The sequence below is a fragment of the Clostridium aromativorans genome (assembly GCF_020908015.1).
Lineage (GTDB): Bacteria > Bacillota > Clostridia > Clostridiales > Clostridiaceae > Clostridium_B > Clostridium_B aromativorans.
In genome coordinates this window covers 1-23,893 of record NZ_JAJJPB010000021.1, presented here as the reverse complement: position 1 = coordinate 23,893, position 23,893 = coordinate 1, and the positions used below count along the sequence as shown (strand labels likewise).

The 23,893-nt window shown below is 30.2% G+C and carries 19 protein-coding genes and 2 pseudogenes; all 21 read right to left on the bottom strand.

Going from position 1 to position 23,893, the window contains the following annotated elements; genetic code table 11:
- Positions 1-226: 226 nt before the first annotated feature.
- A pseudogene (locus LN736_RS14015) lies at positions 227-934 on the bottom strand (replication initiation factor domain-containing protein); the annotation flags it as partial.
- A 187-nt stretch (positions 935-1,121) separates the two neighbouring features.
- Positions 1,122-2,522: an FtsK/SpoIIIE domain-containing protein gene (locus tag LN736_RS14010; RefSeq protein WP_229981772.1), complete on the bottom strand. Its 1,401-nt coding sequence runs from the start codon at positions 2,520-2,522 to the stop codon at positions 1,122-1,124.
- Positions 2,523-2,552: 30 nt separating this feature from the next.
- Positions 2,553-2,936: a YdcP family protein gene (locus LN736_RS14005; protein ID WP_229981771.1), complete on the bottom strand. Its 384-nt coding sequence runs from the start codon at positions 2,934-2,936 to the stop codon at positions 2,553-2,555.
- A gap of 19 nt (positions 2,937-2,955) precedes the next feature.
- Entirely contained in the window at positions 2,956-3,270 is a 315-nt protein-coding gene (locus tag LN736_RS14000; protein ID WP_229981770.1) for a YdcP family protein, read from the bottom strand.
- Positions 3,271-3,620: 350 nt separating this feature from the next.
- Entirely contained in the window at positions 3,621-4,763 is a 1,143-nt protein-coding gene (locus LN736_RS13995; RefSeq protein WP_229981769.1) for an AAA family ATPase, read from the bottom strand.
- Positions 4,760-5,509 carry a DUF6414 family protein gene (locus LN736_RS13990; RefSeq protein WP_229981768.1) on the bottom strand — a complete coding sequence of 250 codons (750 nt, stop codon included), beginning with the start codon at positions 5,507-5,509 and terminating at the stop codon, positions 4,760-4,762. The genes LN736_RS13995 and LN736_RS13990 overlap by 4 nt, the downstream gene beginning before the upstream one ends.
- 436 nt (positions 5,510-5,945) lie before the next feature.
- Positions 5,946-6,557 carry a hypothetical protein gene (locus LN736_RS13985; protein WP_229981767.1) on the bottom strand — a complete coding sequence of 204 codons (612 nt, stop codon included), beginning with the start codon at positions 6,555-6,557 and terminating at the stop codon, positions 5,946-5,948.
- Positions 6,558-6,814: 257 nt separating this feature from the next.
- Positions 6,815-7,648 (bottom strand): hypothetical protein, encoded by an 834-nt coding sequence (locus LN736_RS13980; RefSeq protein ID WP_229981766.1) that lies wholly within the window; start codon positions 7,646-7,648, stop codon positions 6,815-6,817.
- 92 nt (positions 7,649-7,740) lie between these two features.
- Positions 7,741-9,183, bottom strand: coding sequence for a DEAD/DEAH box helicase (locus LN736_RS13975; protein WP_229981765.1), 1,443 nt, complete (start codon positions 9,181-9,183; stop codon positions 7,741-7,743).
- 230 nt (positions 9,184-9,413) lie between these two features.
- Entirely contained in the window at positions 9,414-10,877 is a 1,464-nt protein-coding gene (locus LN736_RS13970; RefSeq protein ID WP_229981764.1) for an AAA domain-containing protein, read from the bottom strand.
- A gap of 316 nt (positions 10,878-11,193) precedes the next feature.
- Positions 11,194-12,009, bottom strand: a complete 816-nt coding sequence (locus LN736_RS13965) for a hypothetical protein (RefSeq protein WP_229981763.1) — start codon at positions 12,007-12,009, stop codon at positions 11,194-11,196.
- A gap of 161 nt (positions 12,010-12,170) precedes the next feature.
- On the bottom strand, positions 12,171-13,676 hold the full coding sequence (locus LN736_RS13960) for a bacteriophage abortive infection AbiH family protein (RefSeq protein ID WP_229981762.1): 1,506 nt from the start codon (positions 13,674-13,676) through the stop codon (positions 12,171-12,173).
- A 250-nt stretch (positions 13,677-13,926) separates the two neighbouring features.
- Positions 13,927-14,098 (bottom strand): annotated as a pseudogene (locus LN736_RS13955) (GrpB family protein); the annotation flags it as partial.
- A gap of 203 nt (positions 14,099-14,301) precedes the next feature.
- Positions 14,302-15,165, bottom strand: coding sequence for a hypothetical protein (locus tag LN736_RS13950; protein ID WP_229981761.1), 864 nt, complete (start codon positions 15,163-15,165; stop codon positions 14,302-14,304).
- A 488-nt stretch (positions 15,166-15,653) separates the two neighbouring features.
- Positions 15,654-16,139: a Mov34/MPN/PAD-1 family protein gene (locus LN736_RS13945; RefSeq protein ID WP_229981760.1), complete on the bottom strand. Its 486-nt coding sequence runs from the start codon at positions 16,137-16,139 to the stop codon at positions 15,654-15,656.
- Between the two features lie 13 nt (positions 16,140-16,152).
- Positions 16,153-17,799 carry a ThiF family adenylyltransferase gene (locus tag LN736_RS13940; RefSeq protein ID WP_229981759.1) on the bottom strand — a complete coding sequence of 549 codons (1,647 nt, stop codon included), beginning with the start codon at positions 17,797-17,799 and terminating at the stop codon, positions 16,153-16,155.
- Positions 17,777-18,835, bottom strand: coding sequence for a cyclic GMP-AMP synthase DncV-like nucleotidyltransferase (locus LN736_RS13935; RefSeq protein WP_229981758.1), 1,059 nt, complete (start codon positions 18,833-18,835; stop codon positions 17,777-17,779). The genes LN736_RS13940 and LN736_RS13935 overlap by 23 nt, the downstream gene beginning before the upstream one ends.
- Positions 18,836-19,206: 371 nt before the next feature.
- Positions 19,207-20,151 (bottom strand): IS982 family transposase, encoded by a 945-nt coding sequence (locus LN736_RS13930; protein WP_229981757.1) that lies wholly within the window; start codon positions 20,149-20,151, stop codon positions 19,207-19,209.
- Positions 20,152-20,802: 651 nt separating this feature from the next.
- Positions 20,803-21,693, bottom strand: coding sequence for a toll/interleukin-1 receptor domain-containing protein (locus tag LN736_RS13925; protein WP_229981756.1), 891 nt, complete (start codon positions 21,691-21,693; stop codon positions 20,803-20,805).
- A 360-nt stretch (positions 21,694-22,053) separates the two neighbouring features.
- Positions 22,054-22,791 carry a uracil-DNA glycosylase family protein gene (locus LN736_RS13920; RefSeq protein WP_229981755.1) on the bottom strand — a complete coding sequence of 246 codons (738 nt, stop codon included), beginning with the start codon at positions 22,789-22,791 and terminating at the stop codon, positions 22,054-22,056.
- Between the two features lie 351 nt (positions 22,792-23,142).
- Positions 23,143-23,838, bottom strand: a complete 696-nt coding sequence (locus tag LN736_RS13915) for a hypothetical protein (RefSeq protein WP_229981754.1) — start codon at positions 23,836-23,838, stop codon at positions 23,143-23,145.
- Positions 23,839-23,893 lie beyond the last annotated feature (55 nt).

Below are 23,893 nucleotides of genomic sequence, written 5' to 3'. Positions count from 1 at the left end.
TAGTCAGACTGTCATTCAGGCAGTTTAGCTTTCATCCTTATTCTTATTTTTCAACTCGCCATTCAGTCGTAAACTGATAACTGTTTAACTTATGACTTTTTCGACATGCTACACTCCCTGTCCAGTTTCCCTTTCAGATAAGTCGAATGTTGATAAGGTATTAAAGGTATTTACACCCTAGTGTGTTGTTAATACACATTCTTAAACCAAGCCCTTATGGGCGCACATAAATACAAAAGTAAATTTCACTTTTTAAAGAACCAATATAGAGTGTATTTCCCATGGCCTCTTTTTCCTCACGATGTATAAGCTCACCACTTCGGTAACTCTTAAAACTGCGAAACACTGAAATACATTCTTCATTTCGGCATTTTTCAGTTAGCTTTGGGATATCAAGTATACCTGCTTTGTCATTTATAGCTAAGTCAAGCCTCTTGAATACGCCGCCGTCACTTATTGCACACATGAAAAAGTCGTACCAGCTTCTGTGCTGTGCCAGAAGAAATCCCTCAAATTGCCTGCAGCCCCGTCCTTTAAGCTCCAGAAGCACACCTTTCTTTTCATCAGGTGATACCATTACGAAAATATCTCCCAAAGCATAATGCTCGGTGTAAGAATAAAATCCATAATCCTCATGAAGCATGTACTTCATCTTAAGAAGCAAGACATCTTCAATAACATGTTTTACATTTACAGTAGGGAAACGTATCCTTACATAGTCAAACAACATCTCAAGAGGTGAGTCCGGGTTGAAGCGTTCCAGTGACTTTAAAATTGTCTCTTTGATGTCTTCTGACGGTGAAGCTCTGCCGTTTTCAATGTCACTTAGATACTGTCTTGTGATTCCAGCTGCAACTGCAAGACGATTTTGTGAGATGCCATAGGAAGTTCTCTTTTCCTTTAGTTCCTGCAACCATAAACTGTTTTCACTCAACTACATCCCTCCAATCAAAAAAGGATGTCAACTGAAAGGACTGTAGTTGACATCCTTAAAAAATCCCGGAAACCTTTATATAATAAGGTATCTACAGGATTTTAAAACTGTTTTTTATTGTATTTGTGCCCCCCTGTTAGATACGGGGGCTAATCGCTGGTGTGGCATAAGCCACACCAAAAGCAGGTCAGTCCGTCCCTGCGGCTTTCGCTTCGCACGCCGCCTGTCCGTCCTGCCTGCTTTTCTCTAGTTTTCCTATCGCTTTTATAAAATCATGTCCTTTTGGTACAAGTGGAGTATAAAACTCACTTATCACACTTGTACCTGTATCAACATAGCCACGTCCTTTTATTTGCTTTAGGAAAAAATCTTTTTCCACCTCACCGAACATCATGCCGTATCCCATCTCTGACGTACGGCCAAGTGCTACACGAAAGTTAAAGTTATCTCTAATTCCATCTCCTAAATATTTTGCATCTGGTCTCTGACAAGCTAAGATCAAGAAGAAGCCGCTTTGGCGCCCCAGCATGACAATTTGTTTGAGCTTGCTCATAACCTGCGTACTTTTTTTACCTATCATTTCCATAAATGAAGTGTACTCGTCAAAGATAAGGAAATGAGCTGGCAGTCCTAAATAAGCATAGTTTTCACCTGTTTTGTAGTTCTCCATCAACTTCATTTCTTCATTTTGTTTCATCATATCATCATAAAACTGATCCAAACAGTCAATCATATCCTGCTGTTTGTAATATACATTTGGCATAACAGAAGAAAGGTCGGCAAGGTCAGCGTTTTTGGGATCAAGAACATAAAGGACGGCATTCGTATGCAATAATGCTTCAATTATGGAGAAGATAAAGTACGTCTTCCCTCCACCTGTGCCTCCGGCTATCAGCATGTGAGGGAGTTTGTCATACTCCCACCAGATATTTTTCATGAGCCTTAGCCTGCCGTGTTCCGCCTTTACCTCATCAATAGTAATACGGTTTGCAATCATGTCATAGAGCAGGGTATATTCAACATAAGAATCCTTTAACTCTTTGTCCACCAGTTCACAGTACAAGCCACTTTCCAGTTTCTTTTCCAGGTGCAGAAGCTGATCTTGATACTTTCCAAGAGTTATTTCCACATATATATGAATCAAGCCATTTTTCAGTAAATAATACATCCTCGGAAAATGACTGATCTTCTCCCTCGACTTGCCAGATGGAAGGTCCTTAAAAAGTCCATCATTTTGTATCTGCTCAGATTCATACCATTTATTTTCCAGTATCATTCGTGCCAGCCTTTGGCAATGAATCAGCTGTTCCACATGGTCATGCCGAAAATGGTAATATAGACAAGCCACGACCAGACTTACTGCTGTGGCAACAGCTATACTAAATATCAGATAGGGCGTAATAGAAAATTGAAAACTGCCATCATGTGTGAGACTAACCTTTTGCCAGTCCATTGTCATGAGCCGTTTCCCATGAAAGGCTAGTAGCACCAGCAGAAAAATCAAAGTAAGCGAGGTAGCAGCAAACCAGAAGACCAAATTTTTATCACTTGCTCTAATTCGTCTTCCTTTATAGATAAAATGCTTCATAGATCATCCTTTCCGGAAAATATAGATGTTCTATTTTCCTTTATTTTGAGACTGCGGCTGTTGGTTTTTAACATGGGAGATTACCTGTTTATTTTTCAGTACAATATCATCGGCCTTGATATACCAGTCCACGTCTGCACCTCTGAAAGTGGCAGTGGCCACTGTATCTGCTACTGGATTTACAAGTTCCACTTCGGCGTTGTAGTCAAACTCTTTTAAAGGGACAGAAGCTGGAATACTTACCTGTATCATACAACCCTGTCCACGGGATTTAAGGTCATAGGTACGCTCTTTTATTTCATCACTGACCGTACCATCTTCATTATTGATATGCACCTCACGGCGAAGTGCAGAAAATTTCAACACTCCAAATGTCTTTTCCTTGTCAATTACAATTCCTTCAGCTAATCTCATTTTTTATACCTCTCTTTCTTTATGCTTTCACCATATCATCTGCATGCAGAATATAATTTGTAAAACCACGGTCGCCAATTTTATATCCCTCAGCAGTAATACGAGGATTGATAAGTTTTACTTTTTCTTCAACTTCAAAATGCTTTTCACCAGCTTCCGATGGTAATATCACTACAATATCATCGGCTCTTTGGATATCAGAATACAGATTGTAACTACGGGAAAGAATCGACATACGACCGTTCATTCTGCGTTGTTCAACTTTTCCTTCTCCTGCATACTCCAGATTCCCAAATGTCTTTTCCATGTTCGGAATAACATGCTTTAATTCCATATACTTAACCTCTTTTCTTTTTTATTTATAATAATTAAATTGTAATTGTCTCCTTATTCTGCTGGATGAAGCATACCTTTCTGCCCGTTCTTTATCAAGGGCAAGCTTATGTGCTTCGCACCCTTGACAAAGCCCGGTCAAAAAGGTAAATAGCAGGTAAGCAGAATAAGGAAACATTATACTAACTGTTCTCTACAATTAAAATGGTGGTAAACGAATACAATGCTGTTTCATATAAAATCCTCCCTTGTGTTTTAGTAGATATAAAAAAATGGCACTGCAATATGCTGTGGCATGAAAATAAATTGAAATAAAAAAGAGATATTACTTTTTAAATAATACCTCTTAATTTAATATATATTTGATTTCCAATTGTCTAAGTCTTTATTTTTTATCAAATTACGAAATAAAATTAAAGAAAAAGTATTATCAATTAGATGAGAAATCTCACGAGCATTATTACAAGATGTGCACGCTGCAATTAGTTTTTCTTTAATTGAATAATCTTCAATTATTTGTTGTTCAGTCGAATCATAAGAATCATATTTAGTATTAAACATTTCTGTCGCTATTTCAACCTTTGCACTAATTGATAAATCTTCAAATTTTATTACTGAATCAAATCTTGAAAAGATTGCATTACCAAGCTTATTTTTTATATCATCAAGTGATTTATAATTTGATGTACATATTATTATAGATTTCTTTAATTCTAATTTATAATTTTGGTCTTCGTATATACCTTCATCAAATAACTGATAAAAGGCACTATGAAAAACTGAATATGCTTTGTCAAATTCATCTAAAAGAATCACATTTGATTCTCTCTCTAATAATTCTTTTGCAAAACTTTTTTCATAATAGGCTCCACCAAATAGATATGTAGCAAATTGATTATTTTGAAACATAGAAAACTGTTTTCTAAATAACTTCTCTCCAATTACACTACTAATTGCATGAGCCGTCTCTGTTTTTCCCAATCCTGTATCGCCATAAAATAGAATCACAACTGGCTTACTTCTATTAGAATTAGTTAATGGATATAGCGCTTGTATTAAACCATCTAAGACTTTTTTCTGACCTTTAATTTTTCTTTCATACGAATTATATAGATTAACTAAATCATCTTTTTTGATTGTATTATACTCTTGCTTTACTATTTTCGTTTGAGGATATATTTTCTCTATTTGTGAGCTAATGGAAATAGGTGGATTCTGAATGTATAAATTTTCTATATCCAATTTCCCCAAGAAATTAGCAAAATTTAAAATTACATGTTCTTTTACTCCTGAATACTCACTTGATTCTATAACAAAATTTTTTACTTTTACCTTCTTCCTATCTGGTAATTGCTTATCTGGTATTTCTAATATGAAACTCCTGCTATCTGTATCAATTTCCATTATTAAATCTGTTAAATTTCTACATTCGGTACTTGGAATTATTTTCTGGAAAGCTATATTTGAACCATAAAAAATTACAACATCATTCATCTTTCAACACCCGCTAAAACAATATCATATACTTTTAATCCTGAATTGCTAATATCATCATTTCCTGATACTATTTCTTCAGCAGTAGGTGTTTTTTTCGAAAAGTCAAATTCTTTGGACATATCTAGTTTTGAAATATCGCATACACCTACACAAATACCATAATATACAAGTTTCATCTTTGTTAAATCCGATAAATTATAATTGTTTCTAAAAGCTCTATTATTAAGTCTTAAAACAGTTTTAGGACTATTTTCACTACTCAATAACATCTCATAGTATCCTCTTGCGCTCTCAAGAGCTTCATTCAACTTCTCAAGGTCAATTGGTGCTTCTTCTTTAGGAACAATTATAGAATAAGGGCTGTACATCTTATAAAGAGAAATCGAATTATCTGGTGCATATGCAACATCAGTAAATTTCTTTATATTTTTATCAGCGTTAGCAATAACAAGGTAATCTGTAAGCAATGTATTAGTAATTTTTGTTCCAATTGCAGTTTTAGTCTCATGGTCATATGAGCTATTTGTTTTTCCACTAATAGATGCTTTTACCCAAGATAAAAAGTTAAACCCACCACCTATTTCAGCATCTATCTCTGCAATTATTTTTGCTAATTTTTCTTTATCTTTTTCTGTACTCCAATCCAAATGACCTCCGTTAACAATATCAATGTAATCACTCGCAGATTGTTCATCAAAGTATACTACTTTTATCATTTTTTTCTCTTTATTATTTTTTGCCATTCAATCAATCACACATCCTATATTTTTAATCTTTTTTATGTTCCTACACTCTATATCAACTACCACTGAAATATTAATATAATTTTTTACTTTTGATTCTATCACCATTTTTATAAACACAATATGTTTGTAAAAATACCTAAAATGAAGAATTTTTACGTATGTTTTCTTTGTTGCCAGAAACTATATCTCCACACGCCTTGATTGTATAAAAAACACGCCTGTTGAACCTGATACTCCTCTTGGTATTAGGTCATTTTTATAAAAAATTAACTATAAATATAATTCTTACGCTTTTTGCTCCCACCTTTACTAACTTATCTTTGACTTCCATCATAGTTTACATGACAATTGGCATTCCATTTCTACTTTACAACTTCATTAAAAACTGCAGAACACAAAAGCCTTTTTTATATATAATTCATTACATTATTTTTTAATCATCAATTACCTTAACTTTTGTATAATCAATTTCAAGATTTCTTACTTTTATAATATCTATATGAGGCACATTATAGTCTCTTTTAAGCATAATAACTGGATTGTAAAAATCATTTTTGTACTTACCAGCTTTTAAATAATATGCCATAGCATTTATACTATACTTAACCAATAAATCACTCTTTTGCTGCTTATTAATGAACTTGTCTGTGGATTCAATGTCGACTAACTCTAGTGGTACTCTGAATGATACTAAATAATTTTCACATCTCTCAGCATAGTCGTCTGCTATACTAATCTCTTCATAGGCATTTGCAATACTCTTCAATATTTCTGGTGAACCTAACCATCCCTTACAACGCTCTAAAATAAAGTCTGCGACAAAAAGATATCCATTAACATTGAAATCATTAAGACTCTTTGGGCCACCGAATCTCATGAATAAATTTGATTCCTTCAATTTACTCCAATCTATAACACCACCATTCCTTCTAGCAATAATCTGATTATCTACAAATATAAATTCAAACTTCTTCTCTTTTAAATACCTTGATAATGCCGTATTAGTAGTTAATGCTTTAGACAGTGTCATAATATCTTCGGACATCAAAAGTTCTTTATTTTCTCTTGGTGCAATGTGATTTACAATTATTTTATCAATACACTGTACTTCGCTACATTTAAAAAACTTCTTTATTAATTCTAAATCAAGATAATCAATAGTGTATTCATCATAACTTTCATTAATAATCCATATTACATATTGTTGGAAAAAACTAATAATATCCCTTTCATCAGTAGAAAAGATATTCGCAAGTGACTATATTAATTTTATGAAGTTTACTGTATTTAATAGCATAAAATTCATCTCCATTCTTCAACCGGAATACATTCTATGATCTGCTCCGGAAGGATATCCATCACGGGCTTCATATATGCGTATATATCAGAATAAAGATTTGAAAAATTACAATCAATAGCATATGAAAACATCCATTTTTTTAGTTGCATCCATTCCGTTTGCGAATCATTCAAATAATCATGAATATCATTATAAAAAGTATAGTACTCAAATTGGCTTAACTTGGCTTTATATTTAACAACATAACCTTTTCCAATTTCACTCCAGCTATTGCCAAGATAGTCTAAAGATGAATTAAATGCCGATAGTGTAAGCAAAAATTCAGGCCGTTTATCAATTTCCGTTCCATATTTGAATATGTCTTTACTAAAGAAAAAACCATTAACCTGGTGATCAAAATATATTTTTCGTGCTATATCTTTTAATTTTTCTTCTTGAAAAGTCAATGTTTCTTTTTTGTTCTTATAGCTTTCATAATCAATATTATATATTTTACCTTTGTAAATCATTTTCTTATTCTGAATATCGAATTTAAATCCTAAATTATCTAAAAATAAATTAAGTTGGCTAGTTTCTGCTAATACTTTTTGCAAATTTTTTATTCCATGTTGTTTTATTTCAATGCACTGATTTGAATTTGAAGTAACATGAAAAACAACAAATTCAATGCTATTCATATCAATTGCTTTGATCGTATTTAAATGCCTATCAATAAAGCAATCCAAATCATTATTACATTTGATAATATAGTCTTTTATTACATTTTTACCTGAAATGTCCAAAGTTTCTTGTAACCATTTATAGGCTAAATCAGAAGTAGTAATATCAAATATCAAAAATACTTCTCCCTTTCAATTTTATATTTTTTATCCTTTTTAATTATCATTATTGGTGTATTCTATTAAATATGGAGTTTTATATTATTTTATTAATTCTCCATTATCTTATATGCAAAATCAAAGTTAGGGATTTTTTTCCATAGACTGCTATCACCAATGACTGCTACCCGATACTTCGCCCTTGTCATAGCAACATTAAGTATATTGGGCTTTTTTCCTGCCCATTGTGCAGCACCTTCACCGCTTTTTTCATCGCAACCAAGAATGATTATTACTTCATTTGCTTCTTTTCCCTGAAATGTATGTACAGTTCCACAAGACTTATCTACCCAATCACCAATATCATTTTGATCATAATTAGGATAATGCTTGTTCAGTGCTTTTTTTAGTAAACTCTTTATATTATTTGCAACAGTCTTAAACGGACTGATAATATAAAGATTTGGAAATCCATTTTGCAATTCAAAGGCACTGAGTACCATTTCAATAGCCTTGTCCCCTTGTGCTGGTACAAAGTGATCTCTATCACCATTTTCTTTTCCTTTTATATCTATCCATATAGATTTGTTCAATAAAAGTAATACATTTGCTTCGGGGTTTACTGATTTTTTGAACATTCTGTTATTGTACGCTATTTCGTTGGAAATTGAAAACATAGGGTCTAAGCATCTTCTATGTATTACTAGTGGACATCCAAGCCACATCTTTCCATAGGAATACTCACGATATCCTCCATACGGATTAATGCTGTCAGCTAACATTTGAACAGAAAGCTCCTCTACCCTATATGAAGCTTCAATTTCAAATTCTTCAGCAAATTTTTTTGAAAGCTCTTTAGGTACGGTCACAACCGGTTCTACCTGTAATGGATCTCCAACAACAATAGCCTTGCAAGTCCGCCATAAAGCACCCAATGCAGAATATGGAGTAGCCTGTCCTGCTTCATCAATTATCAAAGTGCCCAATCCATTTTTATCTACATATTTTAAAAATGTAGAAACTGAAGCAAAAGTGGTTGATATTACCGGTACAATCAGAAATAGGGTATTTATGAGATGTGTATAACCAACTATCTTATCCTTCTCATAAAAGCTACCATTCCACATATTAACAAGGCAGTTCATATTTTGCTTTACACTTTTTGAATTTAAAATAAATGCTTTATGTAGCATTAATCCATAGTAAAACAATTCTTCTCTAAGCGTATCATAATCTTTATTCGTCCAGGGAGATGCTATTTGAGAGCTTTCATTTTTTTGTATCTCTATCCAGAACTCTTCATTAGCAAAGTTCTTACCAAATTGTTCTTTATATCTTTGTATTTGCGCACAGCTGTTTAAAAAAGCTTTTTCCTTATCTTCAAAATGTCTATGTGCCTTTTCATAGTTAACTGTCATAGTATTAATTAACATCTGTAAATGGCTTATTCGTACATTATGCTCTGTGAGTTTAATTATGACAGCATCCATCTCCTCTTTCGTATGTTTAAGTTGCAGGACAAGAGGATCTTTCCTGAATAAGTTGCAGGACAAGAGGATCTTTCCTGAAAATGAAAGAAAATAGTCTTTTAAGCAGACTGAGTCTACTATTAAGAAGCATTGTGTTTTTTTCTAATACCTCAATTTGATATTTTAAACTTTCCTGTTCCTTTACTGCCTGATTAAACAAATCTTGCTGCTCAGTCATCTCATTTTTTGCAATATTCATCTCATTTTTTGCATTTTCATATTCCTGAGTAACCAGCTTATGTCTATTTGTGTTATCAATGGCTTCCTTTATTAGCAATGCGGTATTTCAATACTTCTTGATACTTGTTCTTAAATATATACTTGGCTTGCTCCCAGTCGGGCAATTCTTCCTTATATAACTGCTGTAAATTAATACCATTTTTATTGAACCAAAGAGCCTGCTTCAATTTATTAATATTAGATTTCTTACCAAGACATGCAGAAATCAACCCCCAACATTCTTCATCATTACCCATAAGCGTATTGGCAATATCAGAGAAATAGGTTTCTCTATTTTCATCCATATTAAACAATTTTGTATTGCTCTTTTTTACATCTTTTGCAATAGGAAACTCTTTGGATATATTTTCGACTGCCGCATTATTATTAGATGCCACAATAATCCCATACTTATTTAGCTTAGAAGCTGGCTGATAATAGTACTTTAAGTATTCATTTTCGGGAGAATCAAATTGGCATTGTTCAAAAGCATCATCTGGGTTTTGATAATCACTTAGCAATATTGCTCTTTCTACAACATATGAAGCTATTATTTCTTTCAAGAGAGTAGTTTTTCCTGTCCCCGGAGGTCCATTTATTGAAAAAATATTGCCAGGTTGTTCTTCATCTGATATTCCCATATTGATTGCAATTTGCTGCATCAGACTAGGACTATAAATTGACGGCCATTTGCCTAATGGATACTTGTCTGGTGATAGCCAGATGTTCATTTGAGAAACATTATTATCTATTTCCACCCGATCAGTAATTGGCATCTTTAACGCTTCAATGTATTTGACAATGCTGTCTTCGTTTTGAATTTTTTGCCTAATCATATCAATATCTGAAACATAAAAACTTGATAACATGTCAGTACTAGTGTCTATGTCACCCCCTACATCTTCCTGTCCGTTTTGTTTTTTCCCTTTTACTTTACTTTTGCCATTTTCTTTTTTAGCATACTTTTTATTTATGATAGCATTAAAGATACTATTGTTTTGTTTAAGTGATATTTTTTCAATAACACCCGTATATATCTTTTCCAAATCTTCATATTCAATTTTATTATTTATAGATAGTATAGTATCATTTATTTCACTATTTAATTTATTAATTTCTAACGTGTGAAAATCTGTTCTAAGATTTTTCTCTGCAATTATTTTTGCAACTGCCCATACGAAAGTAGAAATCGAAAAAGAATCATTAACGTAGGTTCCATCTGCTCTTAATTTAAATGCACAAATACATGATTGAGAATTATCTTTTTCTATAGCTTCATCTTTTTCACCGATAGAACTTAACATGTCCTCAATTAAATCTTGTGACTTGATCTTACCCAAATAGATATCATAAATATATCTAGGATCATCTTTTATAATCCATGGTAATCTATTGCTTGGCTTATTAATATATAGTGTATTTCTTGTTTTTTCCGGCCAGAACGGTGAAAAAAACTCTAGGTTATACCAATAACTTAAAATCTTTCTTTTTTCATCCATATCAAATTATTCCACCTTACTTTCAGCTTAATGCTTAAATCAACCGCACACCACTAAAATACATATCTTTTCTTTAATTAATCGAATTAAATCATCATTCACTTTAGGTATAACTCAAAAATCACCCTAATCAAACAGTCCCCTCTTACTTGTTCTTCTAACTGTTGTTATATTTACAAATTACTAATTTGTAATACTCAACATTAAATTGGAATTTGTCTGCATTATGTTATAAGAATATTGAGAAATGACGTAAAATCCTTTGTTACTGTTGTAATAAGAAACATAAAACCGAGCGCTAAACAAACATAAGATATTATTTTGAATCTAAGTCACCACCTAACTCAGAAATATCAAATGCCGATCTATCTTCAATAGAATCGATTTTCTTAAACTTAATATCAGCTACATTTCTTTCACCAATCAACATTGAGTAATCCGATCTTAATGCATAATATAGACAATTGAATAGTGAAAATTGATTATAATAAAGTTTATGTGTTTTGAGCACAGTTAAGGTATTCATAAAAGAATCTCTTACAATTTCTATGTCTATTGTTGGCCAACAATAGGTAGAATCATTATGTAATTGTTTTTCTCTGTACTCCCTCCAAGCTATTAGCTTGGGCTCTATAAAATGGTGATTATAATTTCTCCATCTATTGCATTTTTCAAGCATCTGCATGATCTTATCATAGTTACTAAGTTGAGGTAATTCTAATTTACCTTCTAACCTTGAATAGGTTTTTCTTAATTTATAATATGAAATACCTTCAGATAAATCTCCAAAGTCGTTTAGCAACACACTTGCATTGAATGCCAACCTTTCTTCGAAACTCTTGAATTTATTATACTTTATTTTCAATCTATTACTTGACTCAAGCAATAGCCATTCATTTTCTTTTTTTCCGAGTTCTGAAATAAGCTTACTATCATCGCCTTCGATTAATGAATTACTATCAATCATTATTTTAACCAAAGTTTGCTTGATTCTACCTATAAGTGCTGTTTCCATGTCTTGAAGTACACTTTTCATAAGCAAAATATATCTTCCAGAATGTTCTGCCATTAAATAAAAGGCAACTATAAAATCTTGTTTATTTTCAAATGGGTATTGTTTTATTTTTTTCATATAATCTCCTCTATCTAATAGCAACTAATTAATATTATATTCTTCTCATCGCTACTATAATTTGTATCTGATTTTCTTACTTAATAAATTTCTCTCTATTAATTGGCAATTTAAACATAATGAGAAGTTACAGTAAGTAATGATGTTTTGCTTTACTAACATTATTTTTTACGCTTTCTTTTTTTATTCTTGCTATGTCTCACTTTATTATTTGATTGTAACCCTGTTATGTATATATAATAAAGTGATTGAGGACTTATAGCAGCAACTTCAAGAGTTTTTCCAAACTCAATAAATCTTTTGAAAAATTCTTTTCCGGTTTTAGGAGTAGTATGGTATTTACTTTTTGATATTTCAAAAGTCATCATTTCTAAGATTGCTCTTCTTGTAAATGTTGGTATAGAATTCAACTGCCATAAAATATCATTTATTGCAATAGGCTTTTGAGGACATAAGGCATTAAGTAGTTTCAACTGTGTTTCCGATAAACCATAGTTTTTTTTATTAGGTCTAAACACCCCGATTTCATCCCAAATTACTTTAACATTCTCAATTACATAAGGCTTATTTATAGGTAGAGACATTGTTTTTATTTCCGCTTCAATCTCGTCATCATTTTTAGCACCAAAATAGTGATAGAATACCACACTATTAATATTGCTTTTATTAATACACGAAAAAATATGACTATCATTTTGAGGAGCTAATCCTATTATTGTCAATGTCCCAGTCATTTGTTCAAAATCTTGAAAATGATAGTTGTAACCACAATAAAGATTCTTCTCAATACCAATATTAACAAGTTCACGTTGCTCAGTTGGTAATTTCTCAAGTATGTTTTTTAGTTCAACTTCATTCTTTTTGACCTTTTCTTTAAGATTTTCAAACTCTAAGAATGCTTTTGTCATATTTGTTGCATAATTATATTTACGATTACCGCTAAAATCAAGTATTGCAGAGCAATTACAATGTTTAAATTGTGGTGGAAACCATATATTCTGTCCTTTTTGTACTCTTAAATACCCATATGCATTTTGTGGATTTTCTGAATGATTTTTTGTTTTAAAATCTCCATGCAAATGAAATACAGTACGATTTGTTAATTTTTCAATTGTGTTATCATAATTGAGTGTAAATATATTATCAAAATTGCTAAAGTATATTTTAGATAATTTGTTCATTTTACAATGTAATTTTTGAATGCTCCCTTTACAATAAATTGCATCAAAAATCATTCTTTCAAATCCCTGTTTAATTGATTCATACTGGTCTAATATATCTTCCTGTTTAATTAGAGATAGTAAAAGTATCAGTAACCAATCTTCCATTCCTATTTCTTCAATACTTCTTATTTCACAAGTATAATTTTGCCCAAAATCTTTTAAAGCATCTATTAAATCTTTATCTCCATAAGTCTCGGCTAAATCTTTACACTCATTTTTTCGAGCTTTGTTTGCAATTTCTATCATATTACTAAATAATTCAATGATTTCATCACCTGTTATTAAAGGTTTTCTATCTTGACTATCCTGAAACAACATATTATATTTTCCCATTTTTGCTTTTGCCAGTAGGCGGACAATTATCCACTTGTTTAAATAATCATCTCCACCTACTTGAATATCAAGTCCATTGCCTATTAAAACTGAATTGTAATTTCTATCCATTACATAATATCCTTCCATTGTTTTACATTTAGTTATTATCTTGAACTTCGCCTAATTGCTATAATAAATCATTTTTAACCTTTGCATTATAGAAATAATGGGCTATTTTCTATTAGCTCTAAATAAAATAATTCTACATAAAATTATATTATCCTTCATAATTTGTAGAAAAAAGTAAAAAAATCCAAGATACTACTCTAGGATTTCATTTGCATAAACTGCATTTCTCATAGATATCTAAAATTACAGGCTACTTTCCTTCAATATACGAATCTATATCTTCTAGATATTTCAAAGCCATCTCTTTCTTTATTATAACTATCTCTACCTTCTTTATGTTGTCTTAAACAATCTCTAAATGTTATATGCCGATGTAATTCCTCATTGTCTTTATCACATACATACAAATGGTGTACCATTATTGGCAGCAACATTGCCACGATTTTAGGTAAATCCCGAAAATGCACAATTTCATTGAAGACTATAATCCTATATAATCGAAAAATAAAAATAGTAAAATTGCGAACTATACTGTAAGACATATAAATAGAATTTTTTGTTATACTTTCTCAATAAATTTCAAAAACAAGAAACAAGTAACTCTCCTATCTATTTTTCTAACACATTACACTCTATTATTATATATAACCATACCTTTGCTACTAAATTTTCTTGCACCATCTTTTTTCTGCTGAAAGACTATTAATTTATTTATGTTTCCTCGTTCTGCCAATTTGAAAGCATTTCTTACAATTTTAAATGTATGTTTTGGATTTGTTGTCGCATAGATATTAATATAATTCACATTGCTAGGTAGCTTTCTAACTTCATTGACAATTTTTGTAATAAATGCTTGGCTAAAGTACCTATTAAAATCATTTTTATTACGACTTATCACAATAGTTGATAAACTCTTTTTGTTTTCCGGTAATTGATTTTCCAATATAGGATATGTATCTACTAAAACCAAATTAATTTCATCTGAAACTGGATTGCAATTAAGTTTTTTAATATCAATTTGCTCCTTTTCCTTTATTAGATAATCATCTTCCGTTCCTACATAATATTTTTCAAACGTATCATTCAACGCTAACTTAAATTGCATAAATATAGGAACCAGTTTCATATTACATTTTTTATACCCTAATATTTTCGCACAAAACCAGTACCATGTATAGCAATAATCATGATAAACATTCTTGGTATTGAATAATTTTTCTTTATTAAACGCTCTAAATTTAAACAGTACAATAATCATTAGTGCAAATCCAGTACCCCAATTGCCTACACATAGCAAAAAATAATATTTAATATTATCAAAATTTAAATTATTCTTTGCAAAGCACATCCCTATCCATTTTGAGGCATTGAAAATTGGAGGAATAAAGAATGCGCTGATTAATACACACACTTCTAAAATTGAACGTATACTTTCTTTTAACTTTTCAATAAAATGTTTCATGTTTCTATTCAATCCTTTTCCATTCAATACTACCTATCTTCTTTATAGCTTTTATATACATATTATATCCCTATATGCCTACTTCTTGAATTCCTATTACTAAATGATACCAAACTCCACTATTCATTGTCTTTCATAACTTTCCCCAAACTTTCCCATCCAATAAGTATTCCATATTTCTTTTCATCATAAATAAAAACTCATTTCCCATAATGAAAAATATCCAATATAAATAATTTTCTTTTAACATTATTTTTAATAACCATAGCAGTACAAAAATTAAAATATTTACATCTATGTAATCGAGCCATAGCAGCTTTATTGTATGTTCTCTATTATGCAGATATTATTAATGATAAAATAATATCCTTTTTTATCATAATACCAAAGGAATGCCAATAAACTTCTGAAACCATCAATTTTGTATAAAGCCATAAAGATTATCTTTATATTTAATAGCAATTACTCCAATGTTTACTAAAGAACTTATAATATCTCCCTATTTCAATTTATATTTAAACTTTTTTATACAAATCACCATCTTTCTCAAGCTCAAATATTTCAGTAATATGTTTTGTTTTAAAATTACCAACCCATACCCTAATACCTTCTGTACCAGCTATAAAGAAAAATACATATTCACTAGCAATTTTATCCTTTACCAAAGTATCATTCCAATCATCCCAATCTACTTGCGATGGATGGGGAATAGCTTGTGGATGAGTATGCCACACTCCCATATAAAAACTTTTTCTAGCTCGTGCCTTTAATAACAATAGCTCATGAATTGGATCTCTTATTTTAAAGTAAACTCTACCACAAATATCTAATGGATGAGGATACGTTACATATTCCAAAGAAATGTTACAGGTTCCTTTATGCTTGTATCCTAAGATAAAACCTCCACCTTCAGGTACATAATCATCATTTTGAATCCATTTGCTTATTCCCTGAAATACTTCTGGTAATACATCCACTACTTTGCCATTTGGAAGTTTCATTTTTATACATCTATTAGCTATCTCTATCGCCACAACATTGACACTTCCCCTCTTTAAAAGTATTTCCTAGATTGATCACAGAAGTAGGCTCTATATCTATTAAACAGCTATCTTCAAATTCACCTCTAAAGATTCTTTTAACCGTATCTAATATAACACATGTCGTTCTTAATAGAATTTCAGTACCATAAGCAACTCTTGTAGCCCCGCAGCCATTTCTAATAGTGTTTTGTGTTACTAATTCATCGGGCAATTTATTTGCCTTATTATTTACTAGATTACCTTCTTCATTGGTATATAAACATTCAAAACATCCTTTCTTGGAATAGTCAACTTTTAAAATATGGCTATTTGTTCCTCCTGCTTCAAGCCAAGAATATATTACTGGCTTATCATAATTAATCTCTTTAAAAACAGTATTAGCCATAAGTTGGACATCACTACTTCCCACTGTAAAAATTATCATATCAAAATCACTCATATCTTTTTTTAGAATTTCTTGAGTAATGGATTCTTTTTTTGGATTTATAATAATTTCAGGATGCATTGATTCTAGCTCAAATTTCATAGCCATAGCTTTACTAATATCACTCCAAAAAAGTTTTGCTCTATGACGCATAATATTTTCTTCTTCTACTGTATCATCATCATATATAGTCAAGTTTTTAATCCCTGATTTTACTAATTCTGTTGATAAATAACTTCCAAGTGATCCAACTCCAACTATGGCAATATTCTTGTCAACAATTGATGTATCATTCCCAATTTGTTTATTTAAGAAGAAATAGTCACAACGCCTTGTTTTTATCGGTTCAATTTTTTGAATCGAATTTTCCAATTTATCCATAAGTGTTTCTGTTTTGGAATTTTTAAAATATACCAGGCAGCAAAAGTTGATTCCATGATTTAAAACCATCATTTCAAATACAATTAAAGCTCTATTAGATTTAACTTTTACTTTTTTTATAGATTTATATGTTTCATGACTTATTCGTGCTACATCTCTTCCTTTAATAATTTTCAAGATATCATCTATTTCCCAAGGCTTATCTTTTACAGGTGGCAATATTCTTCTATTATCTGTAATTGGAATATAGAATGCACATATATTGTATACAAAGTCCCACTTATCCTTATTATTCAGGTTAATTCCATTAGTTACGGCTCTTAACATCCCATCTTTATTTTGATAAACATTCATATTTTGAAATACTCTATCCGAGGCAATATATAATCTCACAATGATATCATCTTTTGTTTGTTCATTCCAGCAATATAAAAATTCTTTTTGAAATTCTTCCTCTATCTCTAATGGTGATAAAGATACCAGTTGGATGAGACGGTCTATTGTATCAATTATTTTTTCTTCGTATGACATTAAATAATTAATTGTATCTCCTGATTCATGAAGACATACTGATCGATATTTCTGCTTACCTTCATCTATTGGAATTTCAAATTGCATTATATGAGGATAATCATATTGACTATCATCTTTTACCAAGATAAATGGTATATTAGTCTTTTCCTCTTCTTTTGAATACCAAATACCATATTCCTTATCTTTAAGTCTAAAAAATACAATATCATCTTCTTCACGTAAAATTTGTAATTCATCGTATGTAGCTAGTATCTTTTTAATAATTTGATTCTCTACCAAAATTATGCTCCCTTTTACTAGATGCATTTGATGAGGTCGATACATCTACTTGCTTTTCTGGCACTTTAAATTCATCGCCAAAAACTTTTTGTACACTTACACCTGCATCATGTTCAGATTCTTCATTACATGCATCGGTTAAATTTTGCAATGCTGTATTTAATCTATCGTAAAATTTAACTCCATATGCATCACTGCTGTCTTTCATCTTTTTAAAAACATCTGTCCATGGTGTCACAGGTAAATATCTTGAAATATCTGCTTTTACAAGTACTCCGTTTTCACGTGTTAAAGAAAATTTGTTAATAATACCTTGAATTGTTTTTTGTAAAGATGATAAGTCATCATCTCCTTCGGAGCTTGCACTTGCATCAAAGCTATCACACGCAAGAAGAGTAAGTCCTATACTTGGTGGCACTTCGTGATCCAACGTTGAATTATAATATTTTTCTAGCTTCCACTTTTTAATATAGCGAATAATTCTTCTTAGTTGACTATTACCATTGATCTTATCCAATAGATATTCGTTTAATCCTTTAGGATCTGCCGGTTCCCATGAATAATTTCCTTCAGTTGCAAATTCCCTACCTCTGGCAAGATATATATTTTCATTATGCTTTGCATACAATGGTAGATCTATGTGCATCCATTCAGTTCCATTTTCAACATAAGATACATTTAAACATGGTTCTTTAATAGTAACAGATCTATTCCATAAATTTATCGCATCTCTACCATATCCTTTAACTTTTCTTGGATCACTATTTTGATCAATATCAAGCGGAAACACAACTGCAACATCTCTATCAATACTTCCACCATGGTTGTTTTTAATTGTAGTATGCAACTTATAGCTTCCCTGATCAAATATTTCAATATCACTCTTTTTTACTTCAATATCATGTTTTTTACATTCCGATGGAAAATTGCTTTTAAAATCATTCTTCAAAGTTTCTCTTTTTTCTATAAGTTCTTCAACCTCTGTGTCGATTGTGATCTCTTTATAAAAATCTTCAAATTGTTTTTTTAATTTCATAATATAACTCCTCCCATCTTTTTATTATCACACATTTTCTGTAGAATGGTTACTTGAATAAACAATCTGCTAATGGCAAAATAAATTGAAAATATTTCCTAAGCTTATCAGTAACATTTGCCTTCATCAAGTATTTTCCTATCTTTCAGTTTCATAGACATAAATAATATTTTCGACATATCCTGATTTATATCTATAATTGGTACAGAGAGATACACGCCAATTACAAGCCTTCAAAAATTCATTTTTATTTAATTTAACCCGTTGTGCTATATTAGCATAATTCCTTTAAATACACATTAAGGTTTATTGTTCCATTGAAATAATGCATAGCATGCCTATAAAAATTAAGCTTAACTTTTGTGGATATATTATCCAAATATCAATTGTTTTATTTTTAATATATCTGCGCTTTTTCTTAAAACTTTATTTATAAAACAGCATATATTATGAGCTAATATTTTTGTTTCGAGTCTTGCTAAAAGTCCTAAACGTGATTTTGCAAGTACTCTGGCTATATTTAATTGCTCTGAGAGCTGAGAGTTAACTGTTTCAATCAATCTTCTTCTCTTAAATATTTGCTGCCTTAATTGCTTGGGTAATTGTGATTTACTATTGTTTCTTTTCATGGATATAAGATTGATATTACGCTCTTTACTTAAATCTGAACAAATATCATCACCTATATATCCTTTATCACCGAGTACGGTTATACAGTTTATATTATTTGTTAAATCCCATAATGCTTCTCTATCATCAATATTTGCTGATGTTAATGTAAAATCTGTTATATAACCATCAAAGGTAATTAAGGAATGTAGCTTAAATCCATAAAAAGTTTCTTTTTTAGAAGCACACTTGCCGTAGGCTGCATAGCTTCTATATGTTTTATGAAATCTTGCTCTGCCAAATTTACAAGCATATATAGGCATACTATCTACGATTCTAAAAAAATCGTAATTACATCTGACAAGTTTTGTGAGATTATGTCTTATTAATTCTATTATTTTATATAATGACTTTCGGGTTCTATTGAACCTAGTTCGGCTGCAGAAGCTTGGAAATAACTCTTTTAAATTTTTTTTACAATATCCAACCCAAGCATTCTCTGAATCAATTGACATAAGCTTACCAGCTAATGAAACTGTAATTATTTCACTGTCAGTCATTATTGAATGATTACTGTTTCTTCGATTTTTAATATATGTTGGAGTTACTTCTTGGTAAATATCATCAACTATAACAAATATGACAGTTATAAAATCTTTTAAATCTTCTATAATTGTGATAGAATCATTGTTATAAATCTCTAGCATATATGTTTCCTCCTTCATTGAATTGGTTGTGCTTTTCAATGATAGGTTAACACATCATGCTGGAGATTTTCTATTTGTAAATCTTGCTAGTGATTTAACTAGCACAACAGGTTAATTTATATAGTTATTACACAACAAGTTGATGATTTTGCTATTTCATCAGTCTTATTTACAAAAATATATTGAACACTTTCTCCATATATTTGAGTAATTTTATACTTTAGTTTCTTCTTTTTCCGGCAACCACCATAATTCATTATAAACATAACTCATATGACACCATCCCCTTCTTATTATTCACTTTGTCTACAATATCTCTTAATTTTAATTAAAATTTAATATCTGTTGTATATACTTTATAGATTACATTGCTTTAATTCATTTCTAATAAACTTTATTAAAAATCTTCACTAATGTATTTTCTCCATTTACCATTATAGATATAATCTACCAAATTATATCTATAATGAAAAGTAATTAATAGGCGTTTTTAGTCCTATTACTCACATACATCTAAGTCATAATTTTTAAAAAAAGTCTACCTCTTTAAATCTATAAAAGTTGGATCATATATTGCATTGCGAACATAAAAGCACCATAAAATTCTCTTTGAATAATATAATGTTTTAAAATACTAATAAATTGAATAAATTATTTAAATTTAAATTCCATAGTAATATTAGCATCATCTACACCTTTAAGATATTCTTTAGTTACCTTTGCACATTCATCTATAACATTTTCATCTAAAGGTATCTCTAAATTTTCTACTTCCCCTAAAGCAACCGTTATAATGTATATATATAATTTTTCGTCTGAAGTAAATTTTTTTAAATTAATATAGTCTACATAAGCAGCAGTTATTAACTCTGTAATTATTATTTCCCTATCTATATTTGTATTTCTTCTAAAATCTTCTTCATATTCTTTATAACTTCTACCATCTACATCCTTAATTGCATTATAAACAAGTTTTAACCTTGACTTTATAAAAGTAGATATATTTTCATGTCTTATAGGAGGTTTGGGTATATTTTTCATCTCGTCTATTGACAACCAAACCTTATTGGATGATTTCAATAATTTACCATAGATTTGCATACGACTAATATTGTAATAAATATCAGGTCTGATTATTTTTATTATTTTTATAGCTATTTCATTAATGTTAAAATTATTATCAACTGTTAAAGCTACTTTATCAGCGAGTGTTAAACTATACTTAGCTATTTCATCTTTATTTACATCATACCAAACAGGAATAATGACCTTTTTATTTAGCAACATCTCTTTAGTCTTTAAACTCTTAAATTCATGATCAGTCCAAACTTTTTTTAGAAAATTTGGGCTAAATATAACAACTCCAAATCGTGAATTTTGTAATCCTCGTTCAATCGAATCTAATAATGAGTCTCCATATTCTAGTGTAAATTCATCATACCATACATTTACTTTATATATTTCTTTTAACTGTTTAGCTAATGGCCTAACCAATTTATCTTTATCTTCACTTGCATGCGATATAAATACGTCCCACATCATTACTTAACCCCCTTAACACATAGTAATAATAATTAAACTTATATTTACGTGATACATCGTACTATTCAATTTTCAAAAAAACAATCTTATTTAATAATTCGTATTAAATTCATTATTCATCATAAAGTAAAAAGATGTTATTCTTCCAAACCTGCAATATAATTTACTTCAGCAACACTTTTCATATAAAATTATTAAAATTATAAGATATCCTTTGTTCCACCAACTACCTATTATTAGCCTGATGAGAATAGGTACAACATATCCAATTTTATGAGTAATAGATAGTAAAACGATACATATAAAATTTCTAGATAATGTTATCACATTAAGACATCTCTAAACTCTAGGTTGACGTACTTAGCGAATTAATGTAATAATATCTTGTTTCCATTTTTCCCTGCTTATTTTTTGTGTTCTTAATGCTATAGGTGATGGATGTATTAGGTAATTATGTTTTATGCCTAACTTCTTCAATCTATCAGAAGGATATCTTCCCAACGCTACTATATTACATACATACAATCCATTTAGCACTACCCTTAAATAATCTTCAGATAAATCATTCATTTTTTTACTAAAATCACCTTTAAAATCATTGGGAGTTACATTTTTAGCAAAGAATCCACCAACTTTCTTTATTACTGTTTCTTTACTCATTCCTATTGGAAACGCGTTAAGAAGCAACATCGTTGATAAAAAATCGGCCAAGTAATTTTCTTCTTCCAGAGCTTCATAAAAAATATTAGCACTTGGTTCTGCCGATCTATAAATATATTTTTCAGGAACTACATTTTTATATTTTTTCATATATGCTGTTGGATCAATTCCTAACCTATTTTTGCAACTATAAACATCCGTGAAAGGAACACATGTCTGAACAGCTCCATCTAAACCTGGATTAAGGCCTATCACTATACGGCATGGCCAACACTGTGAAAATTTCTGCTCTAAATACTTTAAATAACATTCAATACCATAATTGAATGGATTATAGACTTCTAATGATTCATCGTTTTCTAAAACTACATTTTCAGCCTGATTAGCAATAACCTTTAACTTAGGCAATACGCTCAAAAAATCATTATAATATCCCAAGCCCAATCCCCCTATTTATGATTATAATTGTAAGTAACTATGTATCTATGATATTTTTAACAATAATTAAGTTCTGATTTTTACAACTACTCATTGTTAGCCTAACTAGCATGTAAATAATGTAAATCTAGGATATAGTAGCTAACTTAGTAAATTTTATCTAATTTTTATGAAATTCTACAACTAATTTATTTAATTTTTTCTAATTTTATTAGCAATTTTTATAGTTCTAAACACTATTATAAACTTCATAAAAATTCTATATTCAACCTTTAATAGATATAATTTTATTTGTACTTTAAATCATTAAAATAATTTATTCTTTCATTCCATTTGCTACATTAACCCTTATTAATCCATACTATCTGGATTATATAAAATAGCCCTAGAATATTTCTTTAGTTTATGTCTTAAATTTTTATTCCAATGTTCTAATACCTCGCATGCATAATCATTAAATATAGAATTATTAATTCCATTTCTAATAAAATCATAATTAGTTCCAAACGTATTATTAAAAAAATTCTCCGCTTGAGCAATTCCTCCATAAAAATGATCAACAATCTTATTCTTTTCACTAAAACTACATTTAAAATCCCCATTATCTATCATTGCACCTATTGTTCTTCTGGCAGACGATAAATTCAGAATTTCCCTTGCCTCATTTGGCAAATAAAAAGATGTTCTTTCATAAAAAGATGGACAAAACAATTCAAACAACATAAAAATATTATGAACAGCGAATGTCCATAGTTGAAAAATCTGAAATGGGCTCTCTAGTAGAGCAAAATAGAACCTTTGATTTTGTCTTTCCTGATAAAGAACAATAATATTATCTATGCCCAATGTTGCAGCAAATGAATCTGCATCCATTTCGAGAGCTCTTCTATCTAATGTATATTCTAATTTTCTACTTTCACTAAATGAACCGGCAATAGTTTTCCAAATCATTTCAATATGTTGAGTTCCATATAAACTTTTTAAAAGATAACAATACCCATTTAGTGAACTACCACCACTTATAGAAGTGGATGGCTTCTTAGTCAATATTCCTAATGGAACAAGTTTACCTAAGCTCTAAAGGTCGAACCAACCTCAGTGT

Bases quoted from the DNA above. Each gene is read 5' to 3' on its own strand.
- LN736_RS13970 (WP_229981764.1), bottom strand. From the start codon at position 10,877: ATGGATGAAAAAAGAAAGATTTTAAGTTATTGGTATAACCTAGAGTTT.
- LN736_RS13995 (WP_229981769.1), bottom strand. From the start codon at position 4,763: ATGAATGATGTTGTAATTTTTTATGGTTCAAATATAGCTTTCCAGAAA.
- LN736_RS13945 (WP_229981760.1), bottom strand. From the start codon at position 16,139: ATGAAACTTCCAAATGGCAAAGTAGTGGATGTATTACCAGAAGTATTT.
- LN736_RS13965 (WP_229981763.1), bottom strand. From the start codon at position 12,009: ATGAAAAAAATAAAACAATACCCATTTGAAAATAAACAAGATTTTATA.
- LN736_RS14010 (WP_229981772.1), bottom strand. From the start codon at position 2,522: ATGAAGCATTTTATCTATAAAGGAAGACGAATTAGAGCAAGTGATAAA.
- LN736_RS13960 (WP_229981762.1), bottom strand. From the start codon at position 13,676: ATGGATAGAAATTACAATTCAGTTTTAATAGGCAATGGACTTGATATT.
- LN736_RS13935 (WP_229981758.1), bottom strand. From the start codon at position 18,835: ATGAAATTAAAAAAACAATTTGAAGATTTTTATAAAGAGATCACAATC.
- LN736_RS13930 (WP_229981757.1), bottom strand. From the start codon at position 20,151: ATGCTAGAGATTTATAACAATGATTCTATCACAATTATAGAAGATTTA.
- LN736_RS13990 (WP_229981768.1), bottom strand. From the start codon at position 5,509: ATGGCAAAAAATAATAAAGAGAAAAAAATGATAAAAGTAGTATACTTT.
- LN736_RS13985 (WP_229981767.1), bottom strand. From the start codon at position 6,557: ATGTCCGAAGATATTATGACACTGTCTAAAGCATTAACTACTAATACG.
- LN736_RS13925 (WP_229981756.1), bottom strand. From the start codon at position 21,693: ATGATGTGGGACGTATTTATATCGCATGCAAGTGAAGATAAAGATAAA.
- LN736_RS14000 (WP_229981770.1), bottom strand. From the start codon at position 3,270: ATGGAATTAAAGCATGTTATTCCGAACATGGAAAAGACATTTGGGAAT.
- LN736_RS14005 (WP_229981771.1), bottom strand. From the start codon at position 2,936: ATGAGATTAGCTGAAGGAATTGTAATTGACAAGGAAAAGACATTTGGA.